Annotated in this window: 15 protein-coding genes and 1 pseudogene; 11 read left to right on the plus strand and 5 right to left on the minus strand. The window is 39.4% G+C overall.

Annotation, left to right across the window (positions count from 1 at the left end):
* A pseudogene (locus VB733_RS17475) lies at positions 1-364 on the plus strand (hypothetical protein); the annotation flags it as partial.
* A 580-nt stretch (positions 365-944) separates the two neighbouring features.
* Complete coding sequence (locus VB733_RS17480; RefSeq protein ID WP_323341333.1) at positions 945-1,784, plus strand: DUF1361 domain-containing protein; 840 nt, start codon at positions 945-947, stop codon at positions 1,782-1,784.
* Positions 1,785-1,974: 190 nt separating this feature from the next.
* On the opposite strand, the gene VB733_RS17485 is transcribed toward VB733_RS17480, so the two are convergent.
* Entirely contained in the window at positions 1,975-4,500 is a 2,526-nt protein-coding gene (locus VB733_RS17485) for a putative PEP-binding protein (protein ID WP_323341334.1), read from the minus strand.
* A 246-nt stretch (positions 4,501-4,746) separates the two neighbouring features.
* Between VB733_RS17485 and VB733_RS17490 the strand changes: the two genes are divergently transcribed.
* Positions 4,747-5,199 (plus strand): MgtC/SapB family protein, encoded by a 453-nt coding sequence (locus tag VB733_RS17490; protein WP_323341335.1) that lies wholly within the window; start codon positions 4,747-4,749, stop codon positions 5,197-5,199.
* Here VB733_RS17490 and VB733_RS17495 read toward each other — a convergent pair.
* Entirely contained in the window at positions 5,173-6,471 is a 1,299-nt protein-coding gene (locus VB733_RS17495; protein WP_323341336.1) for an ATP-binding protein, read from the minus strand. The genes VB733_RS17490 and VB733_RS17495 overlap by 27 nt on opposite strands.
* 319 nt (positions 6,472-6,790) lie before the next feature.
* Here VB733_RS17495 and VB733_RS17500 point away from each other — a divergent pair, with 319 nt between their 5' ends.
* The 3 genes from VB733_RS17500 (at position 6,791) to VB733_RS17510 (ending at position 8,220) form a co-directional block, all read left to right on the plus strand.
* Positions 6,791-7,294 carry a DM13 domain-containing protein gene (locus VB733_RS17500; protein WP_323341337.1) on the plus strand — a complete coding sequence of 168 codons (504 nt, stop codon included), beginning with the start codon at positions 6,791-6,793 and terminating at the stop codon, positions 7,292-7,294.
* Between the two features lie 229 nt (positions 7,295-7,523).
* Positions 7,524-7,997 (plus strand): KGK domain-containing protein, encoded by a 474-nt coding sequence (locus VB733_RS17505; RefSeq protein WP_323341338.1) that lies wholly within the window; start codon positions 7,524-7,526, stop codon positions 7,995-7,997.
* Positions 7,975-8,220 (plus strand): HNH endonuclease, encoded by a 246-nt coding sequence (locus VB733_RS17510; RefSeq protein ID WP_323341339.1) that lies wholly within the window; start codon positions 7,975-7,977, stop codon positions 8,218-8,220. Before VB733_RS17505 ends, VB733_RS17510 begins: the two co-directional genes overlap by 23 nt.
* 37 nt (positions 8,221-8,257) lie before the next feature.
* On the opposite strand, the gene priA is transcribed toward VB733_RS17510, so the two are convergent.
* Positions 8,258-10,837, minus strand: a complete 2,580-nt coding sequence (gene priA, locus VB733_RS17515; RefSeq protein ID WP_323341340.1) for a primosomal protein N' — start codon at positions 10,835-10,837, stop codon at positions 8,258-8,260.
* A gap of 1,293 nt (positions 10,838-12,130) precedes the next feature.
* Here priA and VB733_RS17520 point away from each other — a divergent pair.
* The 3 genes from VB733_RS17520 (at position 12,131) to petJ (ending at position 14,582) form a co-directional block, all read left to right on the plus strand.
* On the plus strand, positions 12,131-13,258 hold the full coding sequence (locus VB733_RS17520) for an RpoD/SigA family RNA polymerase sigma factor (RefSeq protein ID WP_096612473.1): 1,128 nt from the start codon (positions 12,131-12,133) through the stop codon (positions 13,256-13,258).
* Between the two features lie 151 nt (positions 13,259-13,409).
* Positions 13,410-13,913 (plus strand): GNAT family N-acetyltransferase, encoded by a 504-nt coding sequence (locus VB733_RS17525; protein ID WP_323341341.1) that lies wholly within the window; start codon positions 13,410-13,412, stop codon positions 13,911-13,913.
* A 330-nt stretch (positions 13,914-14,243) separates the two neighbouring features.
* Complete coding sequence (petJ, locus tag VB733_RS17530) at positions 14,244-14,582, plus strand: cytochrome c6 PetJ (protein WP_323341342.1); 339 nt, start codon at positions 14,244-14,246, stop codon at positions 14,580-14,582.
* Between the two features lie 390 nt (positions 14,583-14,972).
* Here the strand turns inward: petJ and VB733_RS17535 are convergent, their stop codons facing one another.
* Positions 14,973-15,794 carry a creatininase family protein gene (locus tag VB733_RS17535; protein ID WP_323341343.1) on the minus strand — a complete coding sequence of 274 codons (822 nt, stop codon included), beginning with the start codon at positions 15,792-15,794 and terminating at the stop codon, positions 14,973-14,975.
* A gap of 70 nt (positions 15,795-15,864) precedes the next feature.
* Here VB733_RS17535 and VB733_RS17540 point away from each other — a divergent pair, with 70 nt between their 5' ends.
* On the plus strand, positions 15,865-16,572 hold the full coding sequence (locus VB733_RS17540) for an ROK family protein (RefSeq protein WP_323341344.1): 708 nt from the start codon (positions 15,865-15,867) through the stop codon (positions 16,570-16,572).
* Between the two features lie 93 nt (positions 16,573-16,665).
* Here the strand turns inward: VB733_RS17540 and VB733_RS17545 are convergent, their stop codons facing one another.
* The gene (locus tag VB733_RS17545) at positions 16,666-17,769 is read right to left on the minus strand and encodes a metallophosphoesterase (protein ID WP_323341345.1); all 1,104 of its coding nucleotides are present in this window, start codon (positions 17,767-17,769) and stop codon (positions 16,666-16,668) included.
* A 201-nt stretch (positions 17,770-17,970) separates the two neighbouring features.
* Here VB733_RS17545 and trmB point away from each other — a divergent pair, with 201 nt between their 5' ends.
* Positions 17,971-18,609, plus strand: coding sequence for a tRNA (guanosine(46)-N7)-methyltransferase TrmB (gene trmB, locus VB733_RS17550; protein ID WP_323341346.1), 639 nt, complete (start codon positions 17,971-17,973; stop codon positions 18,607-18,609).
* Positions 18,610-18,675: the final 66 nt, after the last annotated feature.

Genomic DNA, 18,675 nt, shown 5'->3' on the forward strand with positions numbered 1-18,675 from the left:
CGGAACTACTGGAGGCACTACCGGAGGTGGAACTACTGGCGGCACTACCGGAGGCGGTATCTCCGCGACTCCAACTACCCCTATTTCCACTCCTTCGACTACAAATATTAGCTCTAACCCCACATCACCAACAACTCAAGCAAATGTTGAATTTAGCAGTGGACAGATTTCCTCTGTCAATTCCGAAAATGTAATTCGTCAAGTGGCTTCAAATAACCAAAATAAATTTGCCTTGAATCCAGGTGACACAAATATCAATAATGGGGAACAGTCGTCTATTTGTTCCCAAAATTCAGTAGATTGTCGTCCCAAAGGCAATGTATTGAAAAAAATTGGTCCTCGTAGTCGTGTATTAACACGCTAGTCCTTAGTATTCGTGTCAAAATAAATTAAATAAGTAGTGTGAAGAGGAGTTTCCGGGGAGATGTTCTTCACGGAAAACTCCGGAGTCGGAAAGCCCACCTTTGGTAAATAGCAAGTGAGCGCTTGCACTACTTATTTTTATATGATTCATAAGTATTTAGGTGAACCTGATATGGTATTGAGCAACTTTCGATTTGATTTGGAATGGTGCGTTACGCTCCGCTAACAACACCCTACTTTTGTACTTTATTTAATCCACATTCCTAAGCTAGTTATTATTAGTTTTTCTGTGCATTTCCCCATCTCCCCATCTCCGTGTCCCTCTATCTCTCCATCTCCGCGTCAGTTTTATCGTTAGGCAAATATGATATGACTTCTGTAATCAAAGCAAATGCGAATGTAGTTTAAAGATGGTGTTGATAAAAAAATCAAAAAATCGGGAAAATCAAGCTATTTCTGCACTAATCTAGCAAATCACATAAAAAATACATACTAAAGTCACATTACCACGAATAATATAGTCGTTATATTAGTAAATTAAGGAATCTCAACCCAAGGGTACATTAATAAGGATAATTTATATGAAAACAGAACTAAGTGAATTGATAGCCAAATTAATGCAGGTTTTACAAATTAACAGTAATTGGATGATTTGGAATCTTTTTCTGGCATTTATCCCTTTAGTTCTGAGTATTTGGCTGTTTCGTAGTAGACGTAATAGTCTTGGAGTTTGGGGATTAGGATTTTTGGCATTATTCGCTTTTGTACCGCCTAATCGAAATTATTTCCAATCTGCATTTAATTTTCTTATTTCTTACGTCACAAATATTCCCACACTGCAATTAGGGTTATTTTTGATTTTAGGACTGATACCACTGAGTATTTGGTTATTTCGTAGTCGATATGGACATTCAGTCTTTTGGTGGTTAGGTTTTATTATTTTTTATGCATTTCTACCAAATGCACCGTATTTATTGACTGACATTATCCATTTAGTTGATGATATTCGTACAATTCAATCAATATGGGTTATTACTTTAGTTTTATTTCCTGTATATATATTTGTGATTTTGGCAGGATTTGAAGCTTATGTTATCTCTTTAATTAATTTAGGTTCCTATTTACATCGCGTTGGTAAAAGTCAGTGGATTTTAGGAGTTGAATTATTTACTCATGTACTGTGTGCAGTGGGTGTTTATTGGGGAAGATTTTTGCGCTTCAACACTTGGGATTTGATCACACAACCCGATTATCTGCTAACTCGTGGTGTTGAAGAACTTCTGGGTAAACAACCTGTAGTGATTATGGCAATTACTTTCGCCATTTTGGCTGGTTTATATTGGTTAATGAAGCGAGTTACATTAGGTTTTTCTAGACAAGCAAATGACAGAATGAATGTAAGAGGTAGCATTAATATTTAATATTTAATATTTAATAGTTAATAAGTAGAAAGGCGTAATTATTTGTAAAATGATTAATCCTCTTAAAAGCCCGTGAAATAAGGATTATGTAGTGCTATGTCATTTTATATTTAATTCAACCCACCTACTTAGTTAATATTTACGAGATATTAATCTAGGGGTTGGGAAAGTGAGAAGATTACAAAAAATATTATTCCTTCACTTTTCTTCGTGCAGCTTCAAGAATAATCCGTTTTTCGGCACGTGCGATCGCATTATAAGTCCTTTGCACGGCTTCGGGTTCAACTGATATTGATGTAATTCCCCATTGCACTAATTCTTCAATTATCTCTGGGTATAATGTTGGCGCTTGTCCACAGATGGAACAAGGTATTTTATTTTCCCTGGCAGTTTCAATCAACTGACGGATTGCAGCCATAACAGCTGGATTTTTTTGGTTCCATACTTGCGTAAATATACCTTGTTCTCGACCTACACCCAGTAATAATTGCGTCAAGTCATTTGTACCGATCGCAATTCCTTGGACTCCTGCTTTCACGTATTCCGGTAGTAAAAATAATACACTCGGTACTTCCGCCATTATCCATAGCTGAAATTCGGGTACTTGATTGAGTCCGGCTTGTTCGACTTGGCGACGGCAAAAAATAAACTCTTCAATGCTGCGAACAAAAGGTAAAATTAGACGTATGTTAGAATATCCAGCTTTTTGTACCTGTGCTAAGGCAGCCAGTTCAAGTTCAAACATGGTGGAGTTTTGCAAATATGCAAATGTTCCCCGTTCTCCCAATCTGGAAGGCTGAGTTGCTTGTCCCTCGCCATTTGGAAACAATATCTGCAAATCTAAGGAACGGTAAAAAATAGGTCTTGGTGCAAAAGCTTGAGCAAATAGTAAGATATGTTCATACCAGCGATCGCACAATATTTGTTTTTTTTCTTGCAACCAAACATGGAGTTCTTGTCCATCTAAAATTGAAATTGCCATCATTTCGGAACGTAGCAACCCCAAACCATCGACTGGTAAATCCTGTACTTGTTCAATAGAGTTAGTTTGACTTAAATTCACAAGTAATTGGGTGGCAATAATTTGATTAGACCATTCCTCGCGTAATCTGGAATTAATATCTGGGCTATTCTTCAATTCCGGTGTTCTGATACTATCTCCAAATTTTCTGATTTCATCGGAATTTTTATGTAATTTTTCGGAATAAACTTCCCTAATGTGGTGTCTATTTTCTTGTCCAGATGTCGTGGTAATAAATGGGGGAAATGAGGGGGAAGAAAATGATAAAAGTTTATCTTCTCTAGGATTCAAGTGACTATGAGTGGGAGCATCTGATGTACTAAAATTAACTCTATATATTTCCCCTGTATCACCATCAACAAGTAATTGTTCACCATTTTCAATTAGTTCTGTTGCCCTATTTACATTCACAATAGAGGGTATACCTAACTCACGGGCTAAGATTGCAGCATGGCTAGTCATGCCACCTTGCTCAGTGATAATACCACTGGCATTACACAATAAAGATAACCAATCAACAGTAATATTGGGGGCAACTACAATAGTGTTATTAGGTAATTGTGTAGGTATATTTTGATAATCTTTGGCAACATAGGCAGTTGCCATTGCTCGTCCTCCAGCAGCACTAAGTCCTTGAGTTAGTAAGCGATAATCTGATGCTAGTGTTTGCGGAAGACTCACTTGTGTGAGATAAAGTGTTTCATTTGTATTTTGTTTACTAATAGTCCACTCGCAACTAAAATTAGTCCCAAACTCCCTAGTAAGTCGATTACTGAGGTTGATAATTTCTTGCAAAAAATCTTGGGGAAGTGCAAATTGTTGTTGTTCGATTTCATCAATTAAATAAGTGATTAAGCAATTATATTCACTTAGACACAAACTGCTGGGAGTAATTTTGGGGACAACACAGGTAGTATTATCAAGCCGATAGCCGACTATTTTATTACCCAATTTTTCTTCAATAATCGCGTTATTTTCACGTTTAATTTTGTAATAATCTGGTATGACTTCACCTTGAGTCATAGCCAACCCTAATCCCTTAGTTGCTTGTATTTCTATAAATGAGGAACTACCGATAATTATCCCGCTTGCAACAGCATCCCACACTGGTTGTACCAAGACCGCAAAATTTATCTTTCGGAGATCAATACCACTTCGTTGCCAGTATAGCAAGCTGCGGGCACGAAATAATTGGCTCCAAGTGCGTTTGAGAGCTAAAGTAATATTGTGGCGATCGCAATTACAAATTTGTGACTCTAATAAGCCTGATAAGTTCACATTTTCACTATTAGCAACATTTTTACTGCTACTCGCAGGTACTATGACAGTGGGACGAAAAATTAAACAACTTGTCTCCCATTGACTTGCTGCTTCAAAGATTGTTTCTACCCATTCTGTGGGTACAGTCGCAGCACTAATTTCTTGGCGTAAACGACTAGACACTTGTTGTAATTGTCGCCAATTCCCCACATCTAAATGCAAAGATGAATCTGGCAAATCCGCAACTAACACTTCCGTTGTATGCTCTGAACTACTCAAAGTTCTCAGAAATTCCCGTGTAAATTCCGCAGACACCACAAACCCTGGCAATACGGGATAACCACGCTGCATTGTTTTACTTAAATTAAACGCTTTATTGCCAACTTTGGCACAGTCTTGTGGCTGAACTTGATTAAGCCAATAGAGTTTATCCACTCAAATATTACTTGGTTGTAGATTATCTGGGAAATCAGGGGCTAGGCTTGAAAATACAGCTTTGACTATAAAATACAAATATTTGAATAAATTATTGTTTATATTATTTAAATTTAATTTTAAGCGTAATTATGCCATCTCGAACAAAGTTCGTAATATGAAGAAATGTAAAAGTTCCCCAGAAATCATGGAATTAGAAGTTAGGAGTGAGGAATAAATACTCATTTCCCCATGATTCATTACTAAATGACCACCTACCAATTAACATTATCCGACTGCTGGCATATTTTTGTTCGGCTTTCCATTGCCCTGATAGCTGGCGCAATTATAGGCTGGGAACGTCAAGTTCAGCACAAACCAGCAGGATTACGAACCCACATGCTAGTTAGTCTTGGTTCTGCCCTGTTTACGCTGATACCTTTACTAATATCGCAGAGAAATTCTGGTGTGGATGGCGATGTTTTGAGTCGCATTGTTCAGGGAATCACGGCAGGAGTTGGTTTTTTGGGTGCGGGAGAAATTTTACGGGCATCTTCAGAAGATTCTCAACACATACCTATTCGGGGACTCACATCAGCCGCCGCAATCTGGGTTTCGGCTTCCTTGGGGAGTGCAGCCGGATGTGGATTATGGCAGTTGACTTTGATAGGTGCTGTTTTATGTGTTGTTGTCCTATCTATTGTGAAGCGGTTTGAATGATGCCTGGGAAACTCCTACAGGTAACTGCACACTAACGATAGTACCTGTGACAGCATCCGACTGAATCGACAATTCCCCACCATGAGCATTGACTATGCGTTTCGTTATCGCTAGCCCCAACCCAGTACCACCAGATTTTGTCGAGAAAAATGGTTGAGTGAGCTGAGATATGACTTCAGATGGAATCGGTTCTCCCTGATTCTGCACATAAATACAGATTTTATCTGTGGACAAAAGATTAACTATCACTTTAATTACATCTCCTACTGAGACAGCTTCACAGGCATTACGAATGATGTTAATCAATACTTGTTTTAACTTATCTTTGTCCCCCAAAAGTCTAACATTAGGCAACACTGGTATAAATTCGATTTTCTTTTCCAATGCTTCCGGCATTTCCCGAATTGGCACCAACAAATCACAAATGAATTCATTGATATCAAATTCGCAAAGTTGTAAAACCTGGGGTTTTGCATAGAGCAAAATCTCACTCAGCAAACGTTGCAAACGACTACCTTCGTCAATTGCTAAAAATAACCTTTCTTGAGCGGCTTCAGTGAGAATAGTTTTCTGAAAATACTTCAATCCCATCATAATTGTTGTTAAGGGATTGCGAATTTCATGGATAATTATCGCCGCAAATTCACCAATAGCAGCTAATCTTTCCTGTTCCACAAGCTTGGCTTGCGCTGCTCGTAGTTCTGCGGTGCGTTTTTGTACCTCAATTTCCAGAATATGGTTAAATTCACGCTGCTGTTGGTAGAGATGGAAATGATCAATAGCTGTAGCAGCACGTTCCGCAAATAATTCAACAATTTGTATTTCTTCTTTGCTAAATTTGCGCGGTTGCTGATGAAAGCAACAAATAGTACCAATCACCTCACCTTGAGCAGTTCGCAACGGTATACCTAAATACGAACAATAACCTTCTGGTGCTTCGCCATACTCTGGGTGTTGTTTTGCATCTTCTACTGCTAATGAACAACCAATATTAATTACAGTACCAGTAAGTTGACCATGTAGTGCATAAATATGCTCACCCTCACCCATGTCAATGCTACTCGCTAGAACTTTCTCAAATCCTTGCTGACAAAGCGTTACCACTGACCAATCTACCCCGACAAGTTCACTGACTCCAGCAGAAATATTGTGTAAATAGCTACTTAATTCACCAGTTCGATAGTTCAAAGTGGATAAAAGTGCCATTGCCCGAAGCTCTCGCTCCCAGGGCTGCTTTTGCAACGGCATTTCATCATGACTGGCTTTGCTCATAGTTAGCTATTACTTTTATAGGAAATTTATTCCTAACGATTTTCTACGAAAATTCTACTAGATAAAAAATGTATTTGTATAGATTTAACAATTAAAAATTCACATAATGAAATATTATTTGATACCTAGTTCAATTTAAAAGTTGAGAATTTGCTGAGAAAGTTATGAGGACGACATGAGGTTAAATCTCAGATTTTTTAGATGAAATTTTTAGACTCTAATAAGATTGAAACTAATTACTCAAGCAATAATCAAGCTAATTAGAGATATCCAAAAATTGCATATCACTGATTCAATTTGTATTGAGGAATATAAAGTCATGAAATTAAAAAGTTTGTTAATGTTGAGTCTCACCTCTCTGGTGATAGTCAGTTGTGCTAAAGAAGTTCATTCCACGGAAAGGAATATTGCTGTCAAACCTCAAGAAAATCCTGTAGTTCAGTTAGCTAAATCTCCACAGCCAAATACGATAAAGGTTGGTAATTTTGTCTCTGGAGAACATAAAACTCAAGGTATTGCCATCATTACAAAAAAAAGTGGTAAATCCTTCCTAGAATTGGACAAATCATTTAAAACTTCTAATTCTGGACCCGATTTAGTCGTAATTTTACATCGTTCAGGTAATGTCATTGGTTCTACTAAACCACCATCTTATTCCTTAAAGAAGGGAGATTACATTGTTCTTGGGCGCTTACAAAAATTTAGTGGTTCTCAAACATATGCTATTCCTAACAATATTAATTTAGCAGACTATAAATCTGCGGCTATTTGGTGTCGTAAATTCAATGCTACTTTTGGGGCTGCTAAATTGAGCAATAGTTAAAAACAGAAGTAAACACAAATCTCACAACAACCAAACAGCCGGGAAAATAACCAGGGGCTAAGGGAATATGGCAAACAAAACCCTTAGTTCCAAAAAAATTTCCACCATTTGATTAGTAATTACAATTCAAACTTGACAAAAATGAAATTAATTGCTAGATAGGAAAAGTGATTTTATCTACATTACGTCTACATAATTGAAGCAAGCGAATAAAGCTATATTTATATTTATGGCAGATAAATTTGAATTACTCGAATGTCATGACGAAGATGTGATTTCCTTCGATAATTTATTATCTAAATTTGGTGATTTTAAAAATGATATCAGTCAAATGTTATTAAAGAAAATGCAATCATTCTTTTCCCAAGATCATGGTTGTAATCACAGTATTATAGAAAGATTTCGGAATTTATCTCCCACCTCTTTTGGTGATTGTCAGATTAGCCTGAATCTCTCTTCAAACAGAAATGGTGAACCCTGTGAAATTCTCAGGCTTGGTTCAGAGAAATGGCAAAAAGGGAAATTGAGACTAAACGCTTTTATCCAGATGCCCATAGCCGATCGCCAGCAAAGTAAGCATGGTAATATAGAATTTACGTTAGAATTTTGCCCTGATGAACCGCAATATCATCATCCTGTTTCCGAATCCCCCTTAGATGAACTTCGCCGCATAATTAATAATGAAGAAAACACCGCGAATTAATATTCCTAAGGCAGTCCGGGAATATATATTTAAACGCGATCGCTATCAATGCCAAAGCTGTGGGAAAATAGAACCAGAAACTCAGCTTTCTATTGACCATATTACTCCTCTAGCACTGGGAGGAAGTAATGATATGAGCAATTTACATACTTTGTGCCTCAACTGCAATCAACGCAAAAGTAATAAAATCGATCCTCGCTTTCGCCGATATTTTGATTTGTAAATGCAAATAGAGGCAAATTTAACTCAAAATCCTCTCATTACATAATATTCAACGGGTCAACATCAATCGTCAAACTCACCGAATCCGGGCAAATTTCCCTGATATCTTCCCAATTCGGCAGTGTCGGCAAAGCATCGGGAGCAAACTTCAACAAAATCTGCCAGCGAAATCTATTGGCAACCCGCATAATACTAGCTGGCGCTGGTCCAAGTATCTCATATCCTTCCCCATTGCGTAAAAATACTCCTATCATCTCCGCCGCATTCGCCACTTCAATTGCATCCATACTACTTAATCGTAATAAAATCAATCTCCCGTAGGGAGGATAATTAAGCGATCGCCTTTGCTCTAATTCATTGGTAGTAAAAGTTGTATAATCGTGCGATCGGACTGACTCAATTACTGGGTGTTCGGGGGTATATGTCTGCAAAATCACCCTACCGGGGTCTTCTCCCCGTCCTGCACGTCCTGCAACCTGTGTTAATGTCTGAAAAGACCGTTCGCTGGCACGATAATCTGATAAATGTAGCAATCCGTCAGCCGCAATCACCCCAACTAATGTCACCTGCGGCAAATCTAAACCTTTGGTGAGCATTTGCGTACCCAGCAAGATATCTGCTTCCCCATTCACAAACTGCGTCAACAGATTTCGATGCGCTCCCTTGGTGCGGGTAGTATCACTATCAAAGCGAATCACCCGCAATTCTGGAAGTTCCCTTGCTAATTCTTGGGCGACTTTTTGTGTACCGCTACCAAAAAATTTAAAATATGGCGAACCACATTCAGGACAATTACGGGGATGGGGAATAGTATAGTTACAATAATGACAGCGTAATAATTGCGGTGCGTTCGCTTCAGTTTGATGGTATGAAAGTGAGACATCACAGTGTGGACATTCCATCACATAACCACAACTACGGCAAGATACGAAGGTGCTATGCCCGCGACGATGGATAAATAAAATACCTTGCTGCCGCTTTTCTTGAAGTTGTATCAATGCATCTTGTAATGCCCGACTAAAAATGGATTTATTACCTTGTTGCAACTCCTGTCGCATATCAATAATTTCCACTGGGGGCAGAGGACGGGAATTGATGCGTTCCGGCAGGGAGAAGTAACGGAAAAGGTGAGCAGAAGTTCCCATTTCCTCCTGTCCCGATGTTGCCACTACCCTATCACCTTGGGCGGCAATCCAACTTTCCAATGAAGGTGTGGCAGAACCTAATAAAAGTGGACAATTTTCTAATTCGGCGCGCCATTGAGCGATGGTACGAGCATGGTATGTGGGGATGGGGGAATCTTGTTTAAACGAGGAGTCATGTTCTTCGTCGAGGATAATTAAACCCAGATTGGGCAGAGGAGCAAAGACAGCGCTGCGAGTACCAATGACAACTTGAGGTTCCCCCGTTAGCATTTGTCGCCAAGTGTCGTAGCGTTCGCCATCCGAAAGGGCACTGTGGTAGACGCTAACTTTGTTACCAAAGCGATCGCGAAATCTATCCGTAAGTTGAGGTGTCAGTCCAATTTCGGGAACGAGAACGAGGGCTGATTTTCCTTGGTTGAGGAGAGGGGATATTGCTTGCAGATAAATTTCGGTTTTGCCGGAACCCGTGACACCGTGGAGGAGGATTGTGGCATGTTGGGTAATTTGTTGGATAGATTGTAGGACTTGTGTTTGCTGGGGTGTAAGGGTTTTTGCCTGTTCTCCCGTTAATTCACCGGAATTTGCGGAATGTTCTCGGCGCAGCACTTCCCGTTCTTCAATGACTATATAACCTTTTTCGACTAGGGTTTTCAAAGTCGATGAACTAGCGCTGGAGGCTTGGAGGAGTTCGCTTTGCCACATTTCGCCAGCATGTCGTCGCAACACTTCTAAGATTTCGTGTTGGCGGTTGGTGATATCCCGCGCGAGGGGAAAGTTTGTCAGGGTGACGGATTTCTGTAATTTTGGGCGCGTGAGTCGAGGGGCTTCGAGGTAGCTTTCGATTAAACCGTAGCGAGTGAGTTCGCGCACACCTCTATATGCAGCTTTGACTTGACGTTGGAGGTAGTTATAGCTATAGTCGCCTTCCGGCTGATTTTGCAGTAAATCTAATATTTGTCGCGCAGTTGGAGAGAGGAAATTTGGCAGGGAAGAGGTAGGTAGAGGAGGAGAATTTTTCTGTCCCCTTGTCGCCGTCTCTCTATATCCTACCAGTCGAATGCGCCGTTGCGATCGCCCCAACAAACCAGGTGGTAATGCAACTCGCACCACTTGAATCAAAGGAGTATAATAGTAATTTGCTACTTTATCTAATAAATCCCAGTAAGCAGCAGGGAAAAAACCTGCACTGACGACATCTTCGACATTGCGAATTTTATCAATGGCAATATCAACTGGTGGTTCTTGTAGTAATCGAATCGCGATCCCACCCACTACTTGAGCGCCAAATGGTACGCTTAAAATATCCCCTGGCTTTACCTCTAACTGTTCTGGCAATCGGTATGTAAACAGTCCCGTTGCACCTGGACAATCTACTAAAACTTCTACCCATCGTGCTCTGATTTCGCTATGTTTGTATCCTTGCCCAAGTTCTGCAACCTGCAACGGAGCTAAATTCACATTATCTATGTACATAATCTTTAGATTATAGCGAAAGTCTTAGTTTTTCTTGGAAATGAGGGAATAGGTCAATAGGGCATTTAGATATTTAGTTCAGAAGCATCAATTACCCATCTCTAAGTATTCGTGTAAAACTAAATTGAACAAGTAGTGTGGAGAGGAGTTTCCGGGGAGATGTTCTTCACGGAAAACTCCGGGGACGGAAAGCCCACCTTTGGGAAATAGCAAGCGAGACGCTTGCACTACTTATTTTTACATGATTCCTAAGCACGAATTTAGCCATTATTAACCAACAGCCACTAACCAATAACTATTAACCACCATAAATTGTAATTAGCAATACTTTTATCTGATATAATAATTGATAAGTTTCCTCTAATAGTGTTCTACTCACAAAAAAACTATTTGAAATGTCTCAAGAGAACACTTATTTGACTGCAATTAGGATAAATTCTTACTTCCAGCGCATTGCCTAGTATATTTATCTCCAGGCATTAAATCATATATAGTCCCTTTTCCACCTATTGATAGATACTCAAGTATTTAAGGATATGAGATGCTTTTATAGCAGTTAAATTTTGTGTTAGTAAATAGACTTAATTATCTGTCTCCATTATTTGTCATAGTTTAAACTATTCAGCAAATAACTATCGAGAAAGAAAATTAACATCCGTCTTCCACTACTAAACATTACTACAGATTTGATGTTGTGAGCTAAAGCATGAAAAATACTGTAACTTGAAAAAATATAGATTTTTTTAAGCTTTAGGATTCAGTAGTGAGAAATGTGGGATGAATTGTTTTTATCTTTGTTAAGTTTAAGTAATTTTGATTGAGGAGGGTTTGACATATTTTCTAACTCAGAAAAAGAATAAAGATTGTTATCAAGCTAATATACCTATTATTTTGGAATAATCAAGCAACAATAACTCCAGAACTTTGACCCAAAACTCAGATTATTAAATTTTGTCACCATGGGCGACGCAAGAAAATAACTAAATTAGGAAATAGCAAGAAATTAGCGTCGTCAAAATGTCGAGTCTTTCGGTTAAATGCAAATACTCCTGTAAATAAGGGATAGGACTACATTTTTGAGCAAAAAAGTTAGTTTTACCCTGAAACTAGTAAAGTGTAGCTGAAACTTATTCAGAAGAGGAATTCTGCATTCCCAATTCTGTATTCTCAGTTCTCTATAAACTAGAGCATTAATTCAGTTCTTAGCGCCCATGATTCCAAGCTAAAAACTGCATAAGTGCAACCACCAGTGAATTATGTACCAACAAAAGCAACAATTCCTCACAAATGCTTATGAATATTGCTGAATTGGGAACTATCGAAATCATCGAAACCCCTACTGTTGATATCGAAGAACCATCTTTGGAGATTTTAGAGGCAGTAGCCGATGAAGAAGCCTTAATTACGGATAATGACGAGCGTGATGGCGACCAAATGGGCGCGGCGCGTCCTTCTGGCTATAATAAAACCGAGCATGATGATGCTGTCGGGGCATTTTTTAAAGAAATGGCTCGTTATCCATTGCTCAAGCCGGATGAAGAAGTTGAATTAGCCAAAAGAGTCAGATTTTTAGAAGAAGTTCGAGAATTACAAACTTCATTACAAAAAGATTTGGAGCAACCAGCCACAAAAGCAATGGTTGCAGCGCATTTAGAAATAACAGAACGACAATTAGAAAGTCGCTTATACCAGGGTAGAGTCGCCAAACGCAAAATGATTCGCTCGAATTTGCGCTTGGTTGTATCAATTGCCAAACGTTATCTCAATCGCGGCGTACCCTTTCTGGATTTAATCCAAGAAGGAGCAATGGGTTTAAACCGCGCTACCGAAAAATTTGATCCCGACAAAGGATACAAATTCTCTACCTATGCTTATTGGTGGATTCGTCAAGCAATTACCCGTGCGATCGCCAATGATGCACGAACAATTCGTCTACCGATTCATATAGTTGAGAAACTTAACAAACTCAAAAAAGCCCAGCGTGAACTCAAACAACAACTCGGACGCAATCCTAGCGAAGTCGAACTTGCAGAAATTCTGGAAATCCCCGCACCGCAACTGCGTCAGCTTCAGCAACTCCGTCGTCAAGCACTTTCTTTGAACCATCGTGTTGGTAAAGAAGAAGATACGGAATTAATGGATTTGTTAGAAGACGAAGATAACCAATCCCCTGAAGCAAAAATGAATGAAAGCATGATGCGTCAGGAGATATGGGAAGTTTTGGGTGATGTATTAACACCACGCGAAAAAGATGTAATTTCATTGCGCTACGGTTTGACAACAAGTGAGCCTTGCACCCTAGAAGAAGTAGGCAATATGTTCAATCTTTCTCGCGAGCGAGTTCGGCAAATTCAAAGTAAAGCGATGCGAAAACTCCGCCGTCCTCATATTGCCAAAAGATTGAAAGGTTGGTTAATTTAATTTTGGGAATTGGGAATTGGGAATTGGAACTTGAGTATTTGTCATCTAAATCCAAATTTTGGTATTGTGGCTAATAATTTAGATTTTGGGAAAATCACTCACAACCATTAGCCAATCACCAATGACCGTTAACCGATAAACTTGAACTCATATGACTGCGCCAAGCAATGTAATTGTACGTTCTGCTCAACCTGAAGATTGCGGTGCAATTTTTAATTTAATTCAAGCTTTGGCAGAATACGAAAAACTAGAAGACGCTGTAACCGGAGATGCTTCTACCCTCAAGGAGCATCTTTTTGGTTCTCAGATAAATTCTCAGAGATATGCAGAAGCAATAATTGCTGAATCTGAAGGGCAGGCTGTTGGTTTTGCCCTATTCTTCCATAATTATTCGACATTTTTAACCAAACCAGGTATTTATCTCGAAGATATTTTTGTTCTTCCCCAATATCGCCGCCAAGGTATCGGCAAACAACTTTTGATTCAAGTTGCACAAATAGCCTTAGAACGTAACTGTGGACGCTTAGAATGGAGCGTTTTAGATTGGAACGAACCCGCACAAGCATTCTATCGCCGCATGGGTGCAGATATTTTAGATGAATGGCGCATTTGTCGCGTCACTGGTGCTGCTCTGAGCAAGTTAGGGCAAGAGTAAACGAAAAGTCAGAAATTAAATCTCCGCGTCCCCACCTCACCATCTTTTACTTTCTTGTGGAGAATTAGTATAACTCCTGAAATGCGATCGCCTCTGTGACAAAATTTTATCTACGAGTATAATTGAATACTTTATTGCTTTTGTTTGCTTGGGGTTAACCGATGGAAGTCACGTTGGAACATAAACGCAACAAAAATTAATTAATCTTGATATTACGAAAGCGTTTTGACGAAGTATGACAGCCTGTCGTTTGACTATCTATTGCTCGAACAAGAGAATATTTAAGGGAAGATAACACTTACTCAGCTTTTGTTACAGAGGGAACACGTAATGAAAAGAATTGTTTCAGCACTGCTATTAGGCGTGGCAATTTTCACTTTTGCATTTAGTCGTCCTGCTTTTGCTGCTGGTGATCCAGCGAGTGGAGCCAAAATCTTCAGCGCTAACTGTGCTTCATGTCATGCTGGCGGTAAAAACCTGGTTCAAGCCAATAAGACTTTGCAGAAAGACGCTTTAGAAAAGTACGGCATGTACTCAGAAGAAGCGATTATTGCCCAAGTTAGTAAGGGTAAAAACGCGATGCCTGCTTTTACCGGACGTTTGAATGACGCACAAAAAGCAGATGTAGCAGCTTACGTACTTTTACAAGCTGAGAATGGTTGGAATTGAGAACCGAAACATAGCTTCAGTTCTGAATTCATTTCTGATTCATTTCTGAAATACTAACCCAGGGGCGCGGCAATGTCGTGCCCCTAAATTTATAAGTTTTAGTTTTATAATATTTGGGCAACTGATTTAGCCGAACTCGATATAAATTTCGGCTGTGGCTATCTCTGCGACTGCTATCTGCACATGTCCTTGATAATTTTCGGGGATGAAATTCAGAGCCAGGCGATCGCTTATTCTTCAGTATATTGAATTACTCCACACAAATTTAACTACTGAGAAATTTACCCCAGAAGGGATAATTCATTAATTACTAGTAGTCTGTCAGGCTTGAAATGAGGGACTGTAGTGCGGGCATCTTGCCCGCGTGAGCGAGACGCTACCAAAAATCTCTCAGAACAAAATTGACAGACTACTAGGTTGAGGCTGACGAAAAGCATAAATATCTTTGATAGCCATTACCCAACCATCAGCAACCGATTCCAAAATCTGCAAACCCTTTTCCCTCGTCGCTGTCGTCGCATCACCAATAACACCACTTTTACTCAAATCTCTAGTTGCCCAAGCAAAAGGTAACTTCCCTTCCGGTGTCAGTAAACTCCCCTCTGGCTGTTCCGGGGGATACTCTGCGATCGCTCTTTCCATTTTCACCTGTTCTGGCAAAAGTGCTAAAAGAATACTAGTTTCAGCATCTCCAGCGTGCATTCCTAATTGCGCTTCTTTCGGTGTTAACAATTCTTTGGTAATATGGGGCACACGCCATGTAAATAAAGGAAACACCATAAAATCACTATGTTTAATATGTAAATCCCGTGCCACCATTTGCATCACTTGTGGTTGTCCACCGTGGGAATTCATCAATACCAATTTTCTAAATCCAGCCCGGTATAGACTATCACCTACCTCCATTAAGATTGCTGAAAGTGTCTCCGTACTTAATGTAATGGTTCCAGGGAAATGCCAATGTTCGTTAGACTTCCCATAGTAAAGCGATGGCATGGCAAACGCCGGAACAGTCGCATCTAGTTTTTCCAAGGCTTTCCCCAATACTCCCATCCCAATTGCAGAGTCTACAATAATTGGTAAATGTGGACCATGTTGTTCTATAGCTCCGACAGGTTGGATAATCACAACATTTTCCTTATCTGGAATGGCTGCAATATCAGTCCAGGTGAGGTAAGGGAAAAAGCGCGATGGAGGAATAAAGTTATGCATGAAGAAGAAGTAAAAATACAGGATTCAAGATAAATTATGCAAGAAAATCATCCCAGGAGAATCAAAACTCATGATTGAAGCAGATGCATCTACCCGTACTCTATCGGTGGATATTGGGGGAAGCGGGGTAAAAGTAATGATTCTTGATACCACTGGCAACCCTTTAAGCGAGAGATTGCGGATTAATACCCCACAACCCCCGATTCCTGGTAGCATTTTGAATGCAGTTAATCAATTAGCCTTGAGTGCTGGTGAATTTGAGCGGGTTTCGGTTGGTTTTCCTGGAGTTGTCCGCAATGGGGTGACAGAAACCGCAGTGAATTTACATCCCGATTGGATTGGGTTTAATTTGGCAGGTGAGTTATCAAAACAATTACAAAAACCCGTGCGAGTAATTAACGATGCAGATATGCAGGGTTTGGGAACGATCGCCGGAAAAGGTGTAGAGTTAGTTATTACGTTGGGGACGGGATTTGGTTCGGCTCTATTTATTGATGGCAGATTAGTACCTAATTTGGAAATGGGACATCATCGATTTCGTAAAGGTGAAAGTTATGAACAACAACTTGGACGTTTTACCTTAGAAAAAATTGGTGAACAAAAATGGAATCAAAGATTGGGGAAGGCAATTTCATCATTACAATATTTATTTAATTATGATTTTCTCTACATTGGTGGTGGTGAGGCAAAGTTAGTCAATATTCAATTACCAGCCAATGTCAAAGTTGTTTCCAATTTGAATGGTTTGTTGGGCGGTATTGCTTTGTGGAGAATGTGAGCTTTTGCAGCAGCACCCCGCTCTACCCGACAAGGGTGAGCGTCGAGAGTCTGTCACTAGCCAAAGCTTGAGATTCAGCCCTCAACCCTTACCCTACAAAAAAAGTGAAATATTATTATCGACTAATGCTGGGCTTCCACATGATGATATTGCAGCATATGTTTGAAAGTAACTGCTAACCTCTTCCGGGAAGTGAGGATTATGAGCAAACAAGGTGTCCCCATCCGCAATATTTGCCCAAAAATCCCTTAAATTAGGTGCTAATTCTTCAGCTTTGGCTATTGATAAATTCAAAGGTGGTAATGTCAACAACTTGACAAGAAAGGGAAAACTGCGATCGCCCATCCATTGACGCGAATATTTTTGTAAACTAGGATATTCGGACACCGATTCAACGCGGTAGGATAACACTTGTAAGTGACTATTTCCGTGTTTATTTTGGTGATATTCAAATATACGATAGGGATGCGGATAACTGACTAAAGAACCAGTTGTAATATCATATATACCCTGATTATTGGCAATATCTTGAATATGTAAATGTCCTGTAAATACTAGCTTAACGCCAAAACACTGTAATATTTCGATTAATGTAGATGCATTTTCCAGCATATATCTACTTGCCATCGGATGATGGGATTGATTCGGTAAATGTTCGGCAACATTGTGATGAATTGTTGCTAAGACTAATTCATCTTTCGCCGATTCCAGTATGGTTTCCAACCACTGCAATTGTTCTTCATCTAAACGACCAATTTGGTTCCCTTCTGCGTCGAAGCTATTAGAATTAAGAGCCACTAATCTGACTCCAGGTAATAATTCGCAGGTGTAATAGAGTTTTTCGGTATTTTCGTAGCCAAACTTGCGATAGTAATGGGGAAAATCTTGGAATCCAATGGATTGGCTATCGGCTGCGATGACGGGCACATCGTGATTGCCAGGAATTACATAAGTGGGAAACGGCAACTTTGCTAAACGTTGTTGTAACCAAGTATGATTTTCAGGTTCCCCATGTTGAGTTAAATCACCTGGAAGTAAAAGAAAATCTAAATCAAGTTGTGTTAAATGTTCGAGTACGCTTTCAAATGCAGGAATGCTAACTTCAACCAGATGAAAACGGCTAGGATGATTCCAAATGGTGTGAGGAAGCGCGATATGCAAGTCGCTGACTACGGCAAATCGAAAGTTTGGAGTCATTGAACAAAAGTTAATTTTATAATTGGGGTGTAATTAAAGCCTTTGCACAAAGTATACCGCTTCTGTTTCCAAGTGGGGATCGGAGAATTCTGAGGAACCCAGGATAAAACCTGCACCAATAACGAATTTCATGGGCGATCGCTCATGAATTATGACATCATTCAATATCTCTTAACCATTAACCACTAAGCAATTAATAATATGGTTCGCGTTCGAGTTCGTCAGCATGTTAATCCCCTAGCGCAGAAATATCAAACTCCTGTCACTCCAGTTGACTGGGGAAAAATCTATACAAAACTAAATCAACCGTTACATTTAGATATTGGTTGTGCGAGGGGGAGATTTGTACTGCAAATGGCAGAGTTAGAATCAAATTGGAATTTTTTAGGTTTAGAAATTCGTCAACCTTTGGTAGTTGATGCGAATAAATTACGTGATGAACAAGGACTGACGAATTTACATTATTTATATTGCAATGCTAATAATTCATTGAAACCAATCTTATCGGGAATCCCTACAGGAATTTTACAGCGAGTATCAATCCAATTTCCTGACCCTTGGTTTAAAAATCGTCATGCAAAAAGACGTGTTGTTCAACCAGAATTGGTTGCCGAATTAGCAGAATATCTGGCACCAGAAGGGATTGTTTTTTTGCAATCTGATATTGAGTTTGTGGCGGATGAAATGCGATCGCGTTTTTTAGAAAATCCCAGATTTAAAATTCAAGGGAGTGGTGAATGGTTGTCAGAAAACCCATTTAAAGTACCAACAGAACGGGAAATAGCCACACAAAACAAAGGTGAACCTGTATATCGAGTGATTTTTGAAAAATTATTATAGACTGATAAACTCATAATATCTGGAAATGAATATAGGACTCACATTTGATTTCTGAAAATCTAAATT

The organism is Calothrix sp. UHCC 0171 (assembly GCF_034931845.1).
Classification (GTDB): Bacteria; Cyanobacteriota; Cyanobacteriia; order Cyanobacteriales; family Nostocaceae; genus Brunnivagina.